The organism is Alicyclobacillus fastidiosus (assembly GCF_026651875.1).
Lineage (GTDB): Bacteria > Bacillota > Bacilli > Alicyclobacillales > Alicyclobacillaceae > Alicyclobacillus > Alicyclobacillus fastidiosus.
Map to the genome: position 1 here is coordinate 4016412 of NZ_CP104067.1, position 18835 is coordinate 4035246.

At 48.2% G+C, this 18835-nt stretch carries 19 protein-coding genes and 2 riboswitches; of the genes, 9 read left to right on the plus strand and 10 right to left on the minus strand.

What is annotated here, in order from left to right; all coding sequences use genetic code 11:
- Positions 1-8: 8 nt before the first annotated feature.
- From NZD89_RS19870 to NZD89_RS19880, 3 genes are all read left to right on the plus strand, one after another.
- Positions 9-788, plus strand: a complete 780-nt coding sequence (locus tag NZD89_RS19870; RefSeq protein WP_268004455.1) for an ABC transporter permease — start codon at positions 9-11, stop codon at positions 786-788.
- Positions 769-1740, plus strand: coding sequence for an ABC transporter ATP-binding protein (locus NZD89_RS19875; protein ID WP_268004456.1), 972 nt, complete (start codon positions 769-771; stop codon positions 1738-1740). The genes NZD89_RS19870 and NZD89_RS19875 overlap by 20 nt, the downstream gene beginning before the upstream one ends.
- Before the next feature lie 288 nt (positions 1741-2028).
- On the plus strand, positions 2029-2655 hold the full coding sequence (locus tag NZD89_RS19880) for a MarC family protein (RefSeq protein ID WP_268008554.1): 627 nt from the start codon (positions 2029-2031) through the stop codon (positions 2653-2655).
- A 102-nt stretch (positions 2656-2757) separates the two neighbouring features.
- Here NZD89_RS19880 and NZD89_RS19885 read toward each other — a convergent pair whose 3' ends face one another.
- On the minus strand, positions 2758-3933 hold the full coding sequence (locus NZD89_RS19885; protein WP_268004457.1) for an oxalate decarboxylase family bicupin: 1176 nt from the start codon (positions 3931-3933) through the stop codon (positions 2758-2760).
- Between the two features lie 507 nt (positions 3934-4440).
- Between NZD89_RS19885 and NZD89_RS19890 the strand changes: the two genes are divergently transcribed.
- The 5 genes from NZD89_RS19890 to NZD89_RS29785 all read left to right on the plus strand — a co-directional run bounded on the left by NZD89_RS19890 (position 4441) and on the right by NZD89_RS29785 (position 7223).
- Positions 4441-4881 (plus strand): MarR family winged helix-turn-helix transcriptional regulator, encoded by a 441-nt coding sequence (locus tag NZD89_RS19890; protein ID WP_268004458.1) that lies wholly within the window; start codon positions 4441-4443, stop codon positions 4879-4881.
- A 92-nt stretch (positions 4882-4973) separates the two neighbouring features.
- Positions 4974-5246 carry a hypothetical protein gene (locus NZD89_RS19895; RefSeq protein ID WP_268004459.1) on the plus strand — a complete coding sequence of 91 codons (273 nt, stop codon included), beginning with the start codon at positions 4974-4976 and terminating at the stop codon, positions 5244-5246.
- 429 nt (positions 5247-5675) lie between these two features.
- A riboswitch (Fluoride riboswitch) is annotated at positions 5676-5738 on the plus strand.
- A 130-nt stretch (positions 5739-5868) separates the two neighbouring features.
- Entirely contained in the window at positions 5869-6231 is a 363-nt protein-coding gene (locus NZD89_RS19900) for a fluoride efflux transporter FluC (protein WP_268004460.1), read from the plus strand.
- On the plus strand, positions 6228-6587 hold the full coding sequence (locus NZD89_RS19905) for a fluoride efflux transporter FluC (RefSeq protein WP_268004461.1): 360 nt from the start codon (positions 6228-6230) through the stop codon (positions 6585-6587). Before NZD89_RS19900 ends, NZD89_RS19905 begins: the two co-directional genes overlap by 4 nt.
- 228 nt (positions 6588-6815) lie before the next feature.
- Positions 6816-7223, plus strand: a complete 408-nt coding sequence (locus tag NZD89_RS29785) for a manganese efflux pump (protein ID WP_369125278.1) — start codon at positions 6816-6818, stop codon at positions 7221-7223.
- On the opposite strand, the gene NZD89_RS19910 is transcribed toward NZD89_RS29785, so the two are convergent.
- From NZD89_RS19910 to NZD89_RS19945, 8 genes are all read right to left on the minus strand, one after another.
- Positions 7131-7571 (minus strand): FluC/FEX family fluoride channel, encoded by a 441-nt coding sequence (locus tag NZD89_RS19910; protein ID WP_268004462.1) that lies wholly within the window; start codon positions 7569-7571, stop codon positions 7131-7133. The two genes, NZD89_RS29785 and NZD89_RS19910, sit on opposite strands and share 93 nt — an antisense overlap.
- A gap of 57 nt (positions 7572-7628) precedes the next feature.
- A riboswitch (Fluoride riboswitch) is annotated at positions 7629-7690 on the minus strand.
- Between the two features lie 175 nt (positions 7691-7865).
- A complete protein-coding gene (locus tag NZD89_RS19915) occupies positions 7866-9434 on the minus strand; it encodes an acyl CoA:acetate/3-ketoacid CoA transferase (RefSeq protein WP_268004463.1) in 1569 nt (522 codons plus the stop codon).
- Between the two features lie 12 nt (positions 9435-9446).
- A complete protein-coding gene (locus tag NZD89_RS19920) occupies positions 9447-10193 on the minus strand; it encodes an N-acyl homoserine lactonase family protein (RefSeq protein ID WP_268004464.1) in 747 nt (248 codons plus the stop codon).
- A 103-nt stretch (positions 10194-10296) separates the two neighbouring features.
- Positions 10297-11034, minus strand: coding sequence for a 3-oxoacyl-ACP reductase FabG (gene fabG / locus NZD89_RS19925; protein ID WP_268004465.1), 738 nt, complete (start codon positions 11032-11034; stop codon positions 10297-10299).
- Position 11035: 1 nt separating this feature from the next.
- Positions 11036-12613 carry an acyl CoA:acetate/3-ketoacid CoA transferase gene (locus NZD89_RS19930; RefSeq protein ID WP_268004466.1) on the minus strand — a complete coding sequence of 526 codons (1578 nt, stop codon included), beginning with the start codon at positions 12611-12613 and terminating at the stop codon, positions 11036-11038.
- 13 nt (positions 12614-12626) lie between these two features.
- Positions 12627-13805, minus strand: a complete 1179-nt coding sequence (locus NZD89_RS19935; protein WP_268004467.1) for a thiolase family protein — start codon at positions 13803-13805, stop codon at positions 12627-12629.
- 82 nt (positions 13806-13887) lie between these two features.
- Entirely contained in the window at positions 13888-14913 is a 1026-nt protein-coding gene (locus NZD89_RS19940) for a LacI family DNA-binding transcriptional regulator (protein WP_268004469.1), read from the minus strand.
- Between the two features lie 134 nt (positions 14914-15047).
- Positions 15048-16385 carry an MFS transporter gene (locus NZD89_RS19945; RefSeq protein WP_268004470.1) on the minus strand — a complete coding sequence of 446 codons (1338 nt, stop codon included), beginning with the start codon at positions 16383-16385 and terminating at the stop codon, positions 15048-15050.
- A 729-nt stretch (positions 16386-17114) separates the two neighbouring features.
- Here NZD89_RS19945 and NZD89_RS19950 point away from each other — a divergent pair.
- Complete coding sequence (locus NZD89_RS19950) at positions 17115-17507, plus strand: hypothetical protein (protein WP_268004471.1); 393 nt, start codon at positions 17115-17117, stop codon at positions 17505-17507.
- Between the two features lie 281 nt (positions 17508-17788).
- Here the strand turns inward: NZD89_RS19950 and NZD89_RS19955 are convergent, their stop codons facing one another.
- Positions 17789-18829 carry an NADH:flavin oxidoreductase gene (locus tag NZD89_RS19955; protein WP_268004472.1) on the minus strand — a complete coding sequence of 347 codons (1041 nt, stop codon included), beginning with the start codon at positions 18827-18829 and terminating at the stop codon, positions 17789-17791.
- Positions 18830-18835 lie beyond the last annotated feature (6 nt).

Below are 18835 nucleotides of genomic sequence, written 5' to 3' on the forward strand. Positions count from 1 at the left end.
GATTCGCCATGAAACTTCTGAGATACAGCCTGATCTTGGCGGCACTGTTATGCACGAGTTTCTTGTTGCTCCCGTTGTTCGCACTATTGTTCCACATATCGTGGTCTACCCTGTTGCAGACCTGGTCTGGGCCGGGCAATCAGCCTTTTGTGACCTCTCTCGAGACGACCTTGGTTACCATGGCCGTGGTCATTGTCTTCGGTACGCCCTTGGGCTGGTTGTTGGCCCGCGGCCGGCATCGACTATGGAGATTCGTCGAATACATCCTGCTCATTCCATTGTTGATGCCGCCGCTCGTCATCGGTCTACTGCTCATTTACGCATATGGCCCGTACGGTTTCATTGGCCAAGTCCTAGGTCATTGGCACATATCCGCCTCGAACACCATTCTTGCGGTCATCATTGCGCAAATTTATGAGTCTATCCCGTATTACGTATTCTCGGCACAAGGAGCGTTCAGTCAGGTCGATCGCGGTTTTGAACTGACGTCATACTCACTCGGTATACCGCCTGCGTCGACTTTTTACAAAATAACGCTACCGCTCGCCCTCCCAGGTCTGGGCGTGGGCTTTACCATGGCATTTGCCCGTGCTATCGGGGCGTATGGGGCAGTGATGGTCGTTGCATACAACCCTCACACATTGCCAGTCAGTATCTGGGTTGCACTAGAAGAGCAAGGGTTGCCAACCGCCTTGCAGTTAGCGCTGTTACTACTCGTTACAGCACTACCTCTACCCTTGGCGATGATTCTTTGGAGGCGAGTCCGTCATGCTGGAACTACATCTTGAGTTACCCCGAACATCCTTTACCGTTTCCGTCGATCTGCGCATCGAGACGAACTCTATATTCTGCCTCTTCGGGCCATCCGCCACTGGAAAATCGAGTATTCTCTCCGTCATCGCTGGGTTTGAGACTGCCTATAAGGATGTGTACCTCCATGTCGACGGCAAGGTACTTGCCAACACGAACCTGAAGTCGGGTGGCTTTTGCCCGCCCTGGCGCCGGGGGATCGGTTATATGGAGCAAGCCGCGCGCCTTTTCCCGCATTTGACGGTGGAACAGAATATCCTCTACGGGGTCTCTCGTCGGCGCAAGGACAGATGGTTTGAGGACATTATCGACTTCCTTGAATTGCGCAACTACCTGTCCGCCCGTCCGCGGCAACTTTCGGGCGGTTTGACGCAGCGCGTGGCACTCGCGCGATCACTCGCTGCCAAACCACGGGTTCTTCTTTTGGATGAACCGTTCTCCGCACTCGATTGGATGGCCCGACGCGCCTTACAAAATCTCGTCCTCACTGTCCATCAAAACTTTCCGATGACCATCGTGATCGTCACCCACCAATTGACAGAGGCACAGCGGATGGCAGATACCATTGCCCTCATCGACCGAGGCCAAATTCTGCAGATCGGCTCGCCAGGACATTTGATGAGGTCACCCTCTTCGTGGCGGGCCGCCCAACTATTGGGATATACATCGAGATTGCGGGGTTCCGACGGTGTTCAATATGCAATTCATCCGGATAGAATTGTCGTCGGACGGCAACCGAACCATGGCATAACCGTTGATGCAACCGTACATCAGATGATCTGGAGCGAAGGACACCAACGCGCCATCATCCAGCTTGCAGCACCCTGGCAGGCAGACGAGACCATCGAAGTAAATCTCGCTCCGACGGACAACGTACAAGTCGGGGAGCGCTTACCGCTCACGTTTGTACATCCTCCTCGAATTGGATAGACGCAATGGGCTATCAAACTTCTATCCGCGTTACCCTGGCACATGCGCACGTACGATGCACCATTTCGGCATGTGAACCCTGTTGACAACATCCAAAACCGTAAATCCAGTGATTCCGCGGTTCAATGTTACCCATAACCCCCAAGTTGCCCCAGTTCAATGCACGCCCTCTTTACACATCAAAAGGTGATCTTCATCCACTCGTGGAAACAAAATTAAATATGATGTACATTGTTGAATGGATTAAATTAGGCAATCATGTGGATCAGTGACACTAAAGGAGCCTCGATTATGCTTTCTTACTTTATTCACGCGCTCATATCGGTTTTTGCTGTTCTGAATCCTCTAGGAATCCTACCGACTTTTCTAGCGATCACGGACGGCAAACATCCGATAGAAAGAAGGCGAATTGCAAGAAAGGCGATTGTTTATTCATTCTTTATCGTACTGATGTTTTTACTGTTGGGGCACCTCATTTTGACCCTGTTCGGCATTACCATTGAAGCATTTCGAGTCGCCGGAGGCATCTTGGTGTTTTTCATTGCTTTCCAGCTATTGAATGCGCAACCATCGCACATCCAAACCCCTCACGAGGACGAGTCTCAACCGAAGCCGGATATTACACTGACGCCACTTGCTCTGCCCATTATCGCCGGGCCAGGGACTATCGCAACGGTCATGGCCTTAGCAGCCGGGCCCAATATACTGATGCACTCGGCCGCCGTATTTATCGCATGTGTCATCGTACTTGCGGGGACCTACTGTATTTTTCATTATGCGTCGTCCATCAACAGGTACATCGGGCATACGGGATTAAATGTCATCACTCGGCTAATGGGGTTTATTTTGACCATCATCGCAGTACAGATGGCCGCCACAGGGTTGGTCGGTTTGTTCCCTGGATGGGCGCACTAAGTTACAGAGGTAAGAACAAACGGGTTCAGCTCGACGACAGAAGAAAATGGGTAGTCAACACAATCGACTGCCCTCCTGTCGAATTGAATCTCGTTGTACCACTCACGATGTCGGATATTTCACCACCGGGTTTTTCGTTTTACTCAATCTCGATATGACATCGGAGCCAACGTTCAGGTTGGCTTCAACTAATTCAGGAGGAGTCAGCGCCATCCACTGATTTAGAGAAACATCTGCATATTGTGGGGACTTAAATATCTCTAGAAAGATCAATTTCTTATCTCCCGTATTTTGAATATAGTGACCCCACACCATCGGGACATATCCCACGTCACCAGCACGGTAATTGAATGTGTTGGCCGTGCCCTGTGCCGCGAACAACGTCATGCGCGCAGTTCCCTGGATATAGTACTGCCATTCATCGGCATTTGGATGCCAGTGCATCTCGCGCATCCCACCCGGCTCCACCTCCACCAGCGCCGCCGAGATGGTCGTCGCGGGGAATTTATTCGCGTCCGCAATCCACACCCTGCCACCCAATGATTGAATCGGTTGCTGGCGCACCATTTGGTGTGAAAAGATATGTGGAACCACGCCCGCCGGACTCGTCACTATATCACTCTCAAGCGCTCCAGGTACATCGGCAGGAAAGATATACTTCTCCTCAGGTGCAATGTTCGAGAAGGCACGTTCGGGAACCCCGAAATTTGCCGACAGTACCTCGATCGGTGTATGTGCGAACCAATCGGAAACGCTAAACGTATTATTCTCACTAAAATCTCCTTGATCAAAGATGAGCAAGAATTCGCATCCGTCTACGAGCCCCTGAATGGAATGCGGAATTCCAGCCGGGAAAAACCACAGATCTCCCGGTCCAACGTCATCCACGAAATTGCGCCCGTCTTGATCTACTGCTGTGATACGTGCACGTCCCGTCAGCATAAATGCCCATTCATTGGCCGTATGCCAATGCATCTCTCGAACGCCTCCTGGATTGAGACGCATGTTGACACCTGCAAGGCTGACACTGATTGGCAATTCCTTAGTCGTCACTTGTCGCGCCCAACCTCCTGGCTGCAGGCGCATGTGTGTATCGGAAAACGAGAATTTGGCGTTCGGCACCCCACCGTGATCGGTCACAGGTGGCACGAGCATATCGGGATTCTCAATGTCACGCATGACATCCCGCGGGCCCGGGTCAGTACCTCCAGCTCCATCCTGCTCACGAATCGGTTGTGGTATGTTTCGGTTATGGATGGAAGAATTATCGGAATTCATGTCATGAATCACCCCTCTTGATTCATCCATCATGTATGTCTATGATGGGCCATCACGCGAAATGTCGAATGTTGTTTGTCTTGTGTAGGAACAGGCACCTGTTCATGTGTACGGATACCTGCTCCACCCTCTTTTGCCATCCGGACAATTGCCCTTATCTCGTCTTCGATGCGGCTTTATTACAATTACGAGCCAATAAAAAGAGCCGTTCCGATTGGAACGACTTATGTGTGGTAAACATATCCCAAGGAATAGGTTCGACTTCGCAGCTATGTTCTTGGGGGTTGTGTATTGTGTTCACGTTTTCGTTGCGCCTCGGAGGATAACCTGTATTTACGCTGATCAGATCAATCACTGATGTATCAGCTTCTTATAACGATGTGTGCTAAGAGAAATTCCGAAAGGAGTCGGCGGATCGAATTGCATACAAAAATATCTGGCGTTGAAATACTTGTATAAACAAGTATTTGAGCGTACAATTGTTCTTAAAGGTGAAGGGAGATTCCCATGCAAGATGAAAGTGATTTGATACCACGTTCATTAAGTTACAAGCTTGCAAATGCTTGCCGCCATCTCATTAATCAATTAAACCGAAATTTCAAGGACAATGATTTATCCATTACGTATGAGCAATTTAGAATCATTATTCGCCTATGGAAGGAGGACGGACTAACACAGGGCCAGTTGGCTTCTCTCACAGATAAAGATGAACCATCCGTGTCCCGCTTGATCAACAACATGATTAAGCGAAACCTGATCGAGCGCATTCCTCACCCAGAAGATCGCCGGACAAACTTGATTTTTTTGACTGAGGAAGGAAGAAACATCCAACACGAATTGTACGTTCAGTTAAACAAAACGACAGAGGAAGCTTTGCGAGGCATTAGCGAACACGATGTGGCCATTTGCTTGGAGGTTCTGGACAAGGTGATCCACAATTTAACCTAACGATCTTCTTTTCGCCACATACTTGTCTAGACAATATTTGTGACGACAAATATGTGAGATGGGATACAAATCGGTAGAAAGCAGGTACCTATATGAATTTACACATTGTAATCGTAAATGTGAAAGACCGGCGCGACCTAAAGACATTCGTGCAGTCCATGCAGAAAAAATATGTAAATAACTTCAAGATTCAAGAGTCTGCTTGGATTCTTGGCACAGATCATGACAATAAATCTATCAGAAAAAACTTAAAGGACAATTTGTCGGCACAGGATGAATTGTTTGTGTGCAGCTTGCCAAAGGGATCCAGTTGGAAGAACGTCGTTGGCCTCAAAGAATTCTTGAACTACGTACGAAGTGCCTAAATTCGCGATTTTTGGTCGCGATTCGCGTATTCGGAGGAAAACAGCATGGATGAATTACAAAGGCTGATTTTAAGCGCGGAAGATGACTATATCGAATTTTTAGCTGAAATAATTCGCCGACATCACCATCGGTAAAAAAGGTCCCAGTGGCCGAGAGACAAAGATTTGTATACGTTTCCTTAACCCACAAGGGACAAAGAATGGGCAACAATGCCTCAACCAATCGCAACGGCTGGTTCGATCACTATCCATATAATCGAAAGTAACCATCTGCAATAGCCCCATAATGTGGGCATCATCGTGCCGATAATAAACGGTGTTACCTTCCCTACGGTTTTTAACTCGTGTCGAAAGTCCTGCTACATCTATTTTCTTAAATAAGATAACTCAATACTGGAACACTGGGCTACTTACCCGTATAATAAACTTAATTGAATCGGTGATGGAGCTCACCATTAACCGCCCGTAAGGGATGATGGCTTCTGCAAGTGCCTGTGGCAACGCGGACACTTGCAGAAGCCATTTTTGTTTTAAAAGGTAACCGTACAGAGCGTGTAATCCTTTACCGCATAAAGGAGAGTTTCAATGAATTTACTTGCGATTTTCATTGGCGGCATCATCGGTGGCACTCTTCGCTATTTGCTTGGATTCGTTATCCCAACTCCAGAAGGGGGTTCCTCTAGACATTTTACTCATCAATTTAGTTGGCTCGTTTGCACTTGGTACTTTGTACGGGATTGCCGCACTCACCAAGATGAAGTTGTGGTTAAAAGACGGGATTGGAACGGGGATTATAGGCTCCTTTACAACCTTCTCAACGTTTTGCATTGGCACGATTCGCCTGGCTCAATCACACGCATTCTTAGCACTCGTATATGTGGTCATCAGTCTAAGCTTTGGTCCGCTCTTTGCCTATGCAGGTGATCGTACGGCGCTATGGGTTGGTGCAAGAAAAGAAACCGAGGTCGGGGAGGTTTCAGTATGAACGCCGTTTTTCCCATATTGGTTGGCGTTGGCTCTGCCGTGGGCTCCGTGGCACGATACGGCGTCAGCACCTTAATTGCCCATGTGAACAAGTCCGTATTCCCATGGGGAACATGGCTGATTAATGTTGTTGGCACGACACTTTTGGGGTTATTTGCACTCAGTCTACAAAAAACATCCCCCAATTTGTTTTTGTTACTGGGTACAGGGTTTTGCGGAGGATTTACCACATTTTCGACTATGTCCGTGGAGACAGTCACCCTGTTTCGAAACAATCGACCACTGAGTGTGTTTTATCTTTTTAGCTCGCTTGGCATTGGTTTAATTTTGGCTTGGATCATTCAGATATGGATTTAATCCCCTATAGCCGCATGTCCATATCCGCGTGAACGCCGCCCCCATATCCTATGATACAGGTTTGCACGCCGATGGGACGGGGGGAGAATCGTGCATGTAGGGAGTATCATCGCCAGTGCCACCATTGGTACGAGTACAAATATAGACATTATCGGGATTGGTAAGGCGTACGGCGCGAAAGACAATCGCTTACCACTGTCGTTTTGTTTGGTCGCTGCCATATTATCGATGTCTGCTTGTCTAGTGGGCAGCTTAAGCGGTATACGAATTGAACATATGCTTTCAACGGATATCTGTAACCTCATTGGTTCTGGCGTACTGATTGCGGTTGGCATTTGGACAATTATTCAGGACTTATACAATCGACATCGTCCCCGTTTGCAGGTAGAGACGCAACTTGGATTTCATGAATGGATGCTCGTTGGGTTAGCGCAAACCTTGACCGATTTGTCCGTCGGTGTTGGACTAGGTTTCTCTAGCATAAATATATGGCTGACCGTAGTCCTCCTGGGCCTTTTCAGCTTTCTTTTTCTCTTCATCCCTTCAAAGTTTTTCCCGAAACGCACCCATGGACTGGGTAATCATGCTGCCATTTTTTCTGGTGCTTTGCTCATCATTGTCGGATGTATCCTCTAGTCCTACCTGTTTTAGCCCATATCGTGCCAAACCTATACCGACCGTATAAAGACTTATGCTACAGAGCGCAATCGCAATACCTCCTAAGGCGTCAAGCGTATGTTCAGGATAAAGACGAACCGCATCAATCATTAATGCAGAAAAGCTTGTGAACGAACCGATAAAACCAGCTCTTATCCCCACTTCGACACACGTTTTCATCTGGATTGTGCGACACAAGCTGTTCAAGATGCCTAAGCTCAGTGTACCAATGGCGTTCACAATGAGAATGCTCGCAAGTGTATCGCCAAACGCAAACCGCGTGACACCCCCGATAAACCCAAGAATGAATATGGATAAGATCTTCATAATAATTCCCCCATTTACAGCGAAATGGCTCCTGTAAATAACCGCATCAGGCTACGGTTGTTTACAGGAGCCATTAATCCGCTCGGGATGATATGGTGAGCTCCATCACCGATTCAATTTTGTACAGTTTATGCCGCGTGTTTTGTGATGAACAGGTCATATCCCTACACATTTCTGATATTGGGCTTACGCAAAGTCAGACATATGAATTGGTCACTTTGTCCAGTTCGGACTATTCCCGTCATTACTAAATTGAGCCCATTAAATCAACTAGGTGCAACCAACACACGCAAATTAGGTTACCTCCATTAGAGTTGTTCCAGCACCATTCACAAACATGCTTTCATCCATTAACTTCAAATCAGGCGATACGATTGGTGTAAAGTCCATTAAGCGAAGAATGTCATCCTGTAGATTGATACCTGGTGCAATCTCGGTCAGAATAAGGCCCTCCCTCGAAAGAACAAACACGGCTCTTTCAGTCACGTAGACGACTTCCTTATCATGTAGTCCAGCATAGCTTCCACTGAACGTGATCTGTTCTACGTGACGGACAAATTTGGGATGCACACCCTCCTTCAAGATATGAAGCTTACCATCTTCTACAGCTACTTCCAGTCCACCATTGGTAAACGTCGTACAGAACACAACCTTCTTAGCAGGCTGAGTCACATCGATAAATCCACCGCATCCAGTTTTACGCCCGCCAAATTGACTGACATTTACGTTGCCTCGCTCATCGATTTGGGCCGCGCCCATAAACGTAATATCAATTCCACAACCATGGTAATGGTCAAATTGGCTTGCATGGTCCAGAATTGCGTCAGCATTCACTGCGATTCCGAACTGATTTTTACCTGCTGGAACGCCACCCACAACACCAGACTCTATGGTGAAGACTATTTTGTTCAACAATCCTTCTTCCGCACTGACAGGGCCAATCACATCCCCAGGGATGCCGATTCCCAGGTTAATGACCGCACCTTCCTTCAATTCCTTGACAGCACGTCGTCCTATTAATTTTCGAACACTAAAGGGAAGTTTGGGCATGGCCTGCTCTGGAACTCGCAAGTCTCCCGAATAGCGAGGGTCAAACACAGCACTCGGGACTTGGCGATGGTCTAGTTCCGGATGCTCAGCGATGACTACGTAGTCCACCAAATACCCGGGTATCGCCACTTCCTTGGGATGGATAGAGCCGCGTTTTAACACATGCTTTACTTGAACAATCACTTTTCCACCCTGTGCTTTAGCCGCTTGTGCAGCAGACAAGAGCTCAAGCTTCAAGGGCTCTTCGTTAACGCTGATGTTGCCGGCTTCGTCTACAGATGTACCCCGAATGAACACGTAGTCAATTGCTACAGATTTATAGAACAGGTAGTCTGTCCCCATAATGTTTACTACCTCAACGGGGTTATACCCACTCGCCTTAGCCCTTTCGTTGAATTTCCCGCCTTCGACGCGCGGATCGACAAATGTTCCTAAGCCAATCGGTGTGAAATGGCCGGGAAGTCCATTCGCCATCGTTCGAAATAAATGGGTAAGCTGACCTTGTGGTAAACAGTAGGCTTCTAGTTTATCCCGCTCGATAAGGTCTCTCATTTTCGGTAACAGACCCCAATGCCCACCAATCACTTTCGAAATAAGCCCATCCAACGCAATATATTCCAAACCATTCGTGCCATCCGACTGTCCCGCAGCATGAAATATACGAAGGTCTTTGGGATGCCCTGTGGCTAAAAATGATTCCCGTATTGCTTTTAGGATAGAGTCACATTGCCCCATGCCTCCAAACCCTGTTAAAGCAATATGACCTCCATCCGAGATCTGGTGAACAAGGTCACTCGCTTGAATAAATTCCATAGCCCCTACTCCTTATTTCGCATGGTCTACAATGGCTGGAAAGTTACCACTCTGAAACTTCTGGATACTTGGCTCGTGACCAGGGAAAATATAGTCAGCCTTGGAACGCACTTTATCCATGCTCTCAAATATCTCCTTGGTACTCGTAAGGATGCCTGCGGGAATGTTTTCACGGATGTTTTCGAGCAAGTTGGACACGTCTCCGGATATACACAAGTTGCCTTGCTCCGTTTTAACCAAGACGGATTGGTGTCCATCTGAATGACCCGGGGTTAGAAACACCTTCACACCAGGGACAATCTCCTCTTCCCCATTTACAAAATTCCAAGAGAAGTAATCGATTGCATCCAATAGGTCCAGTACATAAATGTCCTTCTGACTAGGGATAGGGTTATGTGCCGCCTGCCATTCCCGCTCTTGCACGATAAACTTCGCATTTGTGAATAAACTATTATTTCCAACGTGATCATAATGTAGGTGTGTGTTGATAACGATATCAACATCTTCTGGTGCCCAGCCCGTCCCCGCTTTTAGCGCCGCGACCATTTCTTCGTCGTCGACGCGCCTGCAAGGGCTTACATTTTTCGTAACCCAATCAACATCATGAACACCCGTGTCAACCAAAATGTTGTATTCGCCGCCGGTTATGGCTGCGGCCCAGATCGGAATGACCATGCTCTGCCCATAGTCTCGGCCATAAGTTATACTGCCTTTCGCAACAGTCAATTCTCCCATTTTCAAGGCTACAACTTTCCACATAGTCAATTCCTCCAACAATATGGGATCATAGTGAACTTGAGAGGAATGGTTGGGCAGTTCACCATTGCAAAGGGAACACCGGCATTCCTCATCATCATGTTACTTACAGCACCATTCCGCCACCTACGTTAATCACTTCTGCCGTGACGTAACCAGCTTCGTCCGACGCTAAGAACGCAATTACGTTTGCTACATCTTCTGGCTGTCCTGCCCTGCCCATCGGGATCTTTCCGACCATCACATCCCACACCTTTTCAGGAACACCTCGTGTCATATCTGTATCGATAAATCCTGGACATATCGCATTTACAGTGACGTTATATTTCGCCAGTTCTCTAGCAGCCGTTTTCGTTAGACCGACAACTCCCGCCTTTGATGCCGCATAATTGGCTTGCCCAATATTCCCGAGCCAACTGGCGGAGGCAATATTGATGATTCTGCCGAAGTTCTGGTTCCGCATGATTTTTGCGGCCTCCTGCACACAGTGGAAGGTTCCTGTTAGATTTACGCGAATGACCTGATCCCACTGCTCAAGCGTCAGTTTATGGAGCATGCCGTCTCGATTGATGCCCGCATTATTCACCACGATATCGATCGCGCTGTAACGTTCCATAACCGCTCTAAAGAGTGCGCTTACATCTTTATCATCCGCAACATTGCAACCCTGGAACCAAGCCTCTCCACCTTGTTCTGCGATGGCTCTAACCGTTCCTTCACCATTTTCGGCCACCATGTCGCAGACCACTACCTTAGCCCCCTCCTGTGCAAGTTTGACCGCTATCCCTCGACCAATACCGCGACCCGCGCCTGTCACAATCGCGACTTTTCCACCTAAACGCATCTCACATGCCTCCCAAAAATTCTCTTAAGCCAAATGGACCCTCCCGATAAATCAACGAGCTCGTATACGACAGGTCCGAGGATATGATCGGTACAAAATCCATTTGACCGACCACTTCACGCTCTACGTCAACTCCAGGTGCAACCTCAATCAATTCCCATCCACCGGTCGATAATTTAAATACGGCTCGCTCTGTCACGACCAAAACTCGCTGTCCGCGTGCAAGAGCCATTTTCCCGTTAAACGAAATTTGTTCTACCTCGTCTACGAATTTTCTGGATTTACCTTCTTCAACCACACGTAAGCCCGCATGGTCGAAGTCGACCTTCAGCCCCTGTGCAGTAAATGTAGTACAAAAGATCACGTTCTTAGCGAACTGAGTGATATCTATAAATCCTCCAGCACCTGTTGACCTACCCGAAAATTTGGTCGAGTTCACATTGCCGTTTCCATCGATCTGGCCAACTCCCATAAACGTAAAATCCACACCCGTACCATTGTAAAAATCAAATTGAAATGTATGCTCGAGTAAGGCTTCCATGTTTTTCGCGATGCCAAAATCGATGCCACCGAGTGGGGAACCACCGTACACTCCGGACTCAACCGTGATCAAGATGTCATCGGACAAACCTTCCTCGACGACAATGCCACCAATTTCATCGTTTGGAATACCTGTGCCAAGATTGATGGTCACATCCGGTTTTAACTCCATGGCTGCACGTCTACCAATCAGTTTTCGTATCGTCAAAGGTGTCGATTTGACAGCACTTTGTGGTTCACGAATGTCGCCACTGTATGCTGGATCGTAGTAAAAGCTAGATGTTTGGCGATGATCCTGCTCTGGGTTATCCGAGATGACTACGTAGTCTACAAGCGCTCCAGGTATGGTGACCTGCTTTGCGTGTAATGTACCGGCCTTAGCAATCTGTTTCACTTGAACAATCACTTTTCCGCCAAAGTGCTTCGTCGCAAGTACTGCAGGGAGTACTTCTAGTTTCAAGACCTCGTCTTCAAATGTGATGTTACCGTGCTCGTCTGCCGTGGTGCCGCGAATGAGGCAGATGTCAATTGGCACCTGATGATAGTACAGATATGGTTCCCCTTGAAACTCTACCAGTTCCACAAGATCCGGAAGGGAACGCGTACGTTTGTTCATCTTTCCACCTTCGAGCCGCGGATCGATAAACGTGCCAAGTCCAACCTTCGACAGGTGTCCCTTCAACCCTGCGCCCATGTCCCGTAACAAATGAGTGATTTGCCCTTGGGGCAGGCAATACGCTTCTACGTGGTCACCCGATATGAGCTCCATCCATTTTGGTGCTAATCCCCAGTGGGCACCAATGATACGTTTGATCATTCCAACATGAGCAAAATGCTGTATTCCGCGTTCACGATCCGACTGCCCTGCCGCATGGAACAATGTCAAATCGCGTGGGTGTCCAGACTCCAAAAATCGTTGCTCTAAAGGCTTCAGTACACTTTCGGAGGCACCGATGAGCGTCATGCCAACCGTCAATACTGTCATACCATCATCTATCAGAGCCGCGGCATCCGAGCCGCTCAAAATTTGTGGACGCATAAGATCGCCTCTATCATGGACAGTTTTCAAAAATGGTTGCGATCCCTTGACCGCCTCCGATACACATGGTTACCAACCCAAATTGTGCATTTCTTCGTTTCATCTCGTACATCAGCTTGACAGTCAAAATCCCACCTGTCGCCCCAACTGGATGTCCCAACGCAATTGCACCACCGTTTACATTCACTCTATCGACATCAAGACCTAGTTCTCGAATACCGACGATCGTTTGCGATGCAAACGCTTCATTTAGTTCAATCAAATCAATGTCCGCCACAGATAAGCCAGCCCGTTTCAACGCCAATTTTGTTGCTGGTACAGGGCCGTATCCCATTGTCGCAGGATCACAGCCTGCCACAGCAAAACTTTTCACTTTCATGAGCGGCCGCAATCCTCGACGTTGAGCCTCATCACTGCCCATCAGTACGACAGCACCCGCACCATCGTTAATCCCCGACGAGTTCCCGGGCGTAACGGTACCCCCTTCAAGGAAAGCCGGCTTCAAGCGGGATAATCGATCCATCGTGAGACCAATACGCGGGTGCTCATCTACGGTGAACAGTTTTGACTCCTTGCCAACTCGGACTTCGACAGGTGTGATTTCATCGATAAATCGCCCATTCTGAATCGCGTCAGCCGCCCTGGACTGGGTTAAAAGAGACCATTCATCTTGTTCCTGACGCGAAATCCCGTATTCCTTTGCTAAGTTCTCTGCCGTTACCCCATTTGGATACGGGCCTAACGGATACGTTAAAATCGTAAGCAGTCCGTCCTCAAGCTGACCATGCCCGAACCGATAGCCAAATCTGCCCTTTCGCACGTAATACGGAAGTTGATTCATATTTTCTGTTCCACCAGCTACGATTACGTCCGCGTAGCCTGCTTGCAATTGAAGGACCGCGGAATTAATCGCTTCCAACCCGGAGCCGCATTGACGATTCACCGCGTATGCTGTTGTCTTTAACGGAAAACCGGCTTTAATCGATACCATTCGGCCAAGAAAACCACTTTCGGCGATCTGACCAACATTGCCTACAATTACTTCATCGACATCATCGAGCTCAACGCCTGCTCTGTTAACGGCTTCCGCATAGACGATCGCGCCGAGATCGGCCTGGTGTACATCCTGTAAGCTTCCACCCATTGTACCGATGGCAGTACGTGCGCCGCCCACTATCACCACTTCACGCATACAATTCAGCTCCTAGCCCGTCTTTGGGAGCGCTCCCAAAGACGGGCGCAAAATTTAATAAATAAATTAGCTTAGGCACCGATTACTTCTTCGGCGGCCCCGTCGTCTTTCTAATTACGAGTTCGGGCCTGAAGATTTTCCTCTGAACGGAATCCACCTCTTGTTCTAGCCGCTTCGACAAAAACGACATAGCAGTAACACCCATTTCATAGTGAGGCTGGCGAATGGTTGTCAGTGAAATCGGGGCCAAACCTGTCAAGGGTAAATCATCATATCCGATGATACTCACATCATCCGGGATCTTAACCCCGTTTGATGTAAAAACATCGATTAAGCCTAATGCCATCAAATCGTTCGCAGCGAAAATTGCCGTCGGGCGATCGCCCGAATCCGCTTGCAGCCACCATTGTGCATATCGCTTTCCTCGCTCAATGGTGAGATCTCCCTCTTGGATATCGTAATCACGACGGCCAATCCCAAAGTCATGCAGCGCACGTTCGAACCCCAGTGTCCTGTCACGGCTGGCGGTGGAGAGAGTCGACCCAGACAGGTGTCCAATTCGCTCATGCCCCAGCTCTATTAGGTGTTTTGTTGCAAGATAGCTCCCCTCGACATTGTCAACAAGAACAACATCGCTCTCAAAGCTACGGACGTATCGATTCAGCATCACGATAGGGCACCGAATGCTTTTCAATACAGGCAACAGTTCTTGCTGGTCCAGTACCGACATGACAATCAGTCCGCTAAGGGCAAACTGTTGAACGCCTTGAAAATAAAACTGTTCGCGTTTCATGTCGTAGTCAGTGTCACATATGACCACCATAAACCCTAACTCATGGGCGATGTCTTCGACCCCTCGGGCGATTTCGGCGTAAAACGTATTTCGGATATCGCCAATCAATAAGCCAATCATGTTTAGAGACCCACGAGCAAGTCCTTGTGCGATTGAGCTTGGGTGATAGTGCAAGTCCTCGATTACTTTTTCAACCAACTTTCGAGTAGCCGGTTTTACATTGGGATGCCCAGTTAGAACTCTGGAAACAGTGGAACGCGATACCCCCGCGACTTGTGCTATCTCATTAATGGTTAAATCACGTTGGCTTGCCATCTCTCTCCAGACCTCTCATCCCGTGTGCTTTGGAACCGCTCCCAAAATCCCTAAGTCAAAGTTAACGTAGTCAGACCAATCAGTCAAGATTGAATTTTTTCAGTAATCCTCACTACAGAATCAGACCTTATCACTCAACTGATAATTTCTTCGAGGTCCAATCCCGGCTTAATCTTGCGTGTACCTAACCCACATACAAATGCGATCCAGACCGCTACCCCTAGCCACAAGAATGCTGCGATGTTTACCCCAACGGAATGTACCATCCACTGTGAAGTCACACCTGCTAAAAACAGTGCGACCCAGTTTGAGAATGATATCAGCGAAGCCCCAGTTCCTCTAGCACGCGTTGGGAAGCTCTCCAACATATACGGGACATACGCACCCATGTGACCAACAGTGAAGAAATAGTAAGCTGCCCACCAAAACGCCATTTCATTTATCGAGTGAATACCGAACGCAAAGAATGTCCCAGCTACCCCGCCTAAGAACAGCCAGACCAACGAAATGATACGGCGTCCAACGATGTTCCCTAAGAAGGCAGCGACCAGGTATCCGACCGCACCGACACCTGTACCCCAAGCACTAACCATCCAACTGTTCGACAAAGTAAATCCATGTGCACTAGCAATAGACGGTAGAAAATACGCCACGCAAAATAGTCCGTAATTATATACGAACTGCCAAATCCAAAGGAGAATTGTGGTACGGCGCAGATCTGGATTAAACAGTTGTCGATAAGTGAATTGCGTTGCTTCCTCTTTGTTCACCGAATAGGTTGTATCTGAGTTTAACCCCGCGTCGGCGTCTCCTGAGCGTTTAGCCTGCTGTCTAAATTGCTTTAGATCCTCAAATCTGTCGCTCTCCTTGACAAAGAAGCGTGTAACCAAGATTAGAAAAATTGGAATCAAACCTGCCCAGAATACCCCTCTCCATCCCCATACAGGCGCCAAATGGGCTACAACGACCGCTGTGAGAAACCATCCCACTGGAAAGCCAACTTGTGCTACACCGGTCCACCATCCACGGGATTTACTGGGCGTGCCCTCTGTAACCATAACCTGCCCAATCATCCACTCCGACGCATTACCGGCCATTGTCAGACAGCGTGCAATTAAAAGTGACACAAAGCCACCCGACAATGCGCTGAGCGCACTTCCTAGCGCAGTGAATAGGATGGTAAACTGAAAGACCACTTTCCTTCCCAAATAATCTGATAATGGACCTGCAATTAAGGTTGCAAAACAAGCTGCCACCGCCATCGTTGCGGTGATGGCGCCAACTGTCCAATTCGCCAGGTGCAAGTCCTTCTGAATTAAAGGATACACATTGCTGAAAAATGAGCTGTCCATATTCACCATCGTCCATCCTAAGAAGGACGTCAATGTGACTAGAAATGCATTTTTGTCCAGCCCAAGTATTGTCTTGCGAGTAGAGTACTGATGGTATTCCTGCTTGACGACTTTCCCCATAACAGCCCCTCCAAAATAGTTCAAATTCGAACATCTGAATCCGCTTTCTCGGTTGGTGAATAGAGGAACCCTAACAAATATTGCGAACGTCCAGGGTATTGACATAGTGGCATTATTAGACAGAAAAGACAGAAAAAACTTTTGGAGCGGTGAAGGTGTCCAAAGAAAGGGGATTATTGATGAGCCCACCTAAACAGCGGGAACTGGGGGATCCCACTGCTCTCTCGAATTGTTGCCATGTACAACCTTGGTTTTACCCACCCTTTACTAACGGTAAACCAACTCGTTTTTCAAACTGAACCCCCTTTCACCAAACTCCGTATCCGTTTTCAAGGTGTGAGACAAGAATAACTGAATTTAAAAAATACATGCTCAATTCGAGACACGAACATTGTAGTTAACTTTTCGTAACACTGTCAAGAGATATAAACTACCCCTGTGTCTATCAGACGACAGCCACTACGCACAACAAGAGAGAGTCGAGCGTTTCCGTCAGGCAATACGTCGACTTCCACCTTGTCCATCCAGGCGTTGGTCTGCTCGTGTTCGCCGTGATTTACTTTCGATTCTTCCGTCGTCTTATTGAACGAAAGACCCGGACGCAATCAATGATTAATTGTCGCCATAATATTGTGCAATCGCGTAAAACGATTTTTTGGGTTCCCACCGCAGCGGCGACCGAGAGCTACACCTAGAATAGAGATTACAAACGAATGGAATAATTAGCTTATGGATCGAAGAGAGCAAATCGCCAAATTAAAACATCTGATCACATACGCCCGTTGGGTCATTGTTGCCCTTCTTCTCTTAGTTTTAATTTTCGACATCATTGGCTTCATTGTGAAATGGAGTCAATTTGCACTGCATCCAGCCAAAATAATCGATTCGTATCCAGATCTAACAGATGACATCTTCTCGATTCTCGTGATCTATGAAATCTTTGACTTACTCTATACACTCTCCCCAACGCGCCTTATGGACGTCGTCTTGTTAACCATTGCTCGAAAGGTCGTTCTTTCACCAGGTCATGCCGGATTGATGCAGTACGTCGTCGCATTCGCAATTTTGCTCGTCATCCGCCTTGCATGGTATCGGTTTACAAAACAACACGATCCAGTTTAGGAATGTGTTGCTCGTCGCCTCTGCTTGACTTTCTCGTCGCGCCGCTCGTAAGTGTCATGTGAACTATCATGATACCGGCAATGTAAGCCGATTCCCCTTTGTCCAACTGATGCACGACTTCTGTCGTGGTACTATCGAACGCTAGTCGACCTTCTACCGTACAAAAAGAACGCCTGACTGCGATCAGGCGTCCCCTCTTTGGTGACACAGGATATTTTGTTGAGCGCAGTGAAACTACTGATCTGGTGTTGACTTTCCGATTGTCCCTCGTGAACGACAACTCAATACAGTGTTTTCACTGCTTCGGACGTAAAGGGGATCAATTCATCTGTTCGGCCTTCGCGAATTTTGTTTGCCCAAGTTGGGTCAACCAACAACGCCCGGCCAACGGCCACCAAATCGAATTCTTCGCGTTCAAGCCGCTCGATCAAACCGTCGATCTTGGCATTCTCGGCGCCCTTTCCTTCGGTAAACAAACTCATAAAGTCGCCGTCTAGTCCAACCGATCCAACCGTAATGGTCGGCTTTCCTGTCAGCTTTTTTGTCCATCCTGCAAGATTTAGATCAGAACCTTCGAACTCGGGCTCCCAAAAGCGGCGAGTCGAGCAGTGGAATACATCTACGCCGGCATCGACCAATGGTGCCAAAAAGCGTTCGAGCTGAGCCGGCGTTTCGGCCAACTTCGCCGTATAGGAGGAAGACTTCCATTGTGAAAAGCGCAAGACAATTGGGAATTCCGGTCCGACGGCACGGCGGCAAGCTTCGATGACCTCTGTCGCAAAACGCGTTCGCGCGATCATGTCGCCGCCGTAGTGATCAGTACGCGAATTGGTTTTCTCCCAGAAGAATTGATCGATCAAGTATCCGTGCGCGCCGTGAAGCTCGATGCCGTCAAACCCAAGCCGTCTAGCATCTGATGCAGCCTGTGCGAAGGCTTCGACGATTTCAGTGATTTCCGATTGTGAATAATCGTTAACGTTTCCGCGTGCACCCATGTGCCAAATCTGCGGGACAATCCGTCCGCCGGCCGCGTGTACCGTATCTACAATATTTTCCCAGCCTTGTAATGCAGTTTCACCATAGAAGTGCGGTACGTTCATTTGATTGGACGAATCTGGGTGATTGATAACCGTACCCTCTGTGACAATGAGACCGACACCATTCTCAGCCCTGCGTCGGTAGTAGGCAGCCACATCCGAACCAGGCACTCCATCCGGAGAAAATTGTCTTGTCATCGGGGCCATCACGATACGATTCGCTAGACTTACATTCCCGATTGCGAACGGTTGGAACAGGGCTCGAATAGATTGAGAAGAATTCATAACGTC

What these genes read in the sequence shown, in the direction of transcription:
- NZD89_RS19870 (WP_268004455.1), top strand. Translation starts at nt 9, where the DNA reads ATGAAACTTCTGAGATACAGCCTGATCTTGGCGGCACTGTTATGCACG.
- NZD89_RS19875 (WP_268004456.1), top strand. Translation starts at nt 769, where the DNA reads ATGCTGGAACTACATCTTGAGTTACCCCGAACATCCTTTACCGTTTCC.
- NZD89_RS19885 (WP_268004457.1), bottom strand. Translation starts at nt 3,933, where the DNA reads ATGAATTCCGATAATTCTTCCATCCATAACCGAAACATACCACAACCG.
- NZD89_RS19890 (WP_268004458.1), top strand. Translation starts at nt 4,441, where the DNA reads ATGCAAGATGAAAGTGATTTGATACCACGTTCATTAAGTTACAAGCTT.
- NZD89_RS19895 (WP_268004459.1), top strand. Translation starts at nt 4,974, where the DNA reads ATGAATTTACACATTGTAATCGTAAATGTGAAAGACCGGCGCGACCTA.
- NZD89_RS19905 (WP_268004461.1), top strand. Translation starts at nt 6,228, where the DNA reads ATGAACGCCGTTTTTCCCATATTGGTTGGCGTTGGCTCTGCCGTGGGC.
- NZD89_RS29785 (WP_369125278.1), top strand. Translation starts at nt 6,816, where the DNA reads ATGTCTGCTTGTCTAGTGGGCAGCTTAAGCGGTATACGAATTGAACAT.
- NZD89_RS19910 (WP_268004462.1), bottom strand. Translation starts at nt 7,571, where the DNA reads ATGAAGATCTTATCCATATTCATTCTTGGGTTTATCGGGGGTGTCACG.
- NZD89_RS19915 (WP_268004463.1), bottom strand. Translation starts at nt 9,434, where the DNA reads ATGGAATTTATTCAAGCGAGTGACCTTGTTCACCAGATCTCGGATGGA.
- NZD89_RS19920 (WP_268004464.1), bottom strand. Translation starts at nt 10,193, where the DNA reads ATGTGGAAAGTTGTAGCCTTGAAAATGGGAGAATTGACTGTTGCGAAA.
- fabG (WP_268004465.1), bottom strand. Translation starts at nt 11,034, where the DNA reads ATGCGTTTAGGTGGAAAAGTCGCGATTGTGACAGGCGCGGGTCGCGGT.
- NZD89_RS19930 (WP_268004466.1), bottom strand. Translation starts at nt 12,613, where the DNA reads ATGCGTCCACAAATTTTGAGCGGCTCGGATGCCGCGGCTCTGATAGAT.
- NZD89_RS19935 (WP_268004467.1), bottom strand. Translation starts at nt 13,805, where the DNA reads ATGCGTGAAGTGGTGATAGTGGGCGGCGCACGTACTGCCATCGGTACA.
- NZD89_RS19940 (WP_268004469.1), bottom strand. Translation starts at nt 14,913, where the DNA reads ATGGCAAGCCAACGTGATTTAACCATTAATGAGATAGCACAAGTCGCG.
- NZD89_RS19945 (WP_268004470.1), bottom strand. Translation starts at nt 16,385, where the DNA reads ATGGGGAAAGTCGTCAAGCAGGAATACCATCAGTACTCTACTCGCAAG.
- NZD89_RS19950 (WP_268004471.1), top strand. Translation starts at nt 17,115, where the DNA reads ATGGATCGAAGAGAGCAAATCGCCAAATTAAAACATCTGATCACATAC.
- NZD89_RS19955 (WP_268004472.1), bottom strand. Translation starts at nt 18,829, where the DNA reads ATGAATTCTTCTCAATCTATTCGAGCCCTGTTCCAACCGTTCGCAATC.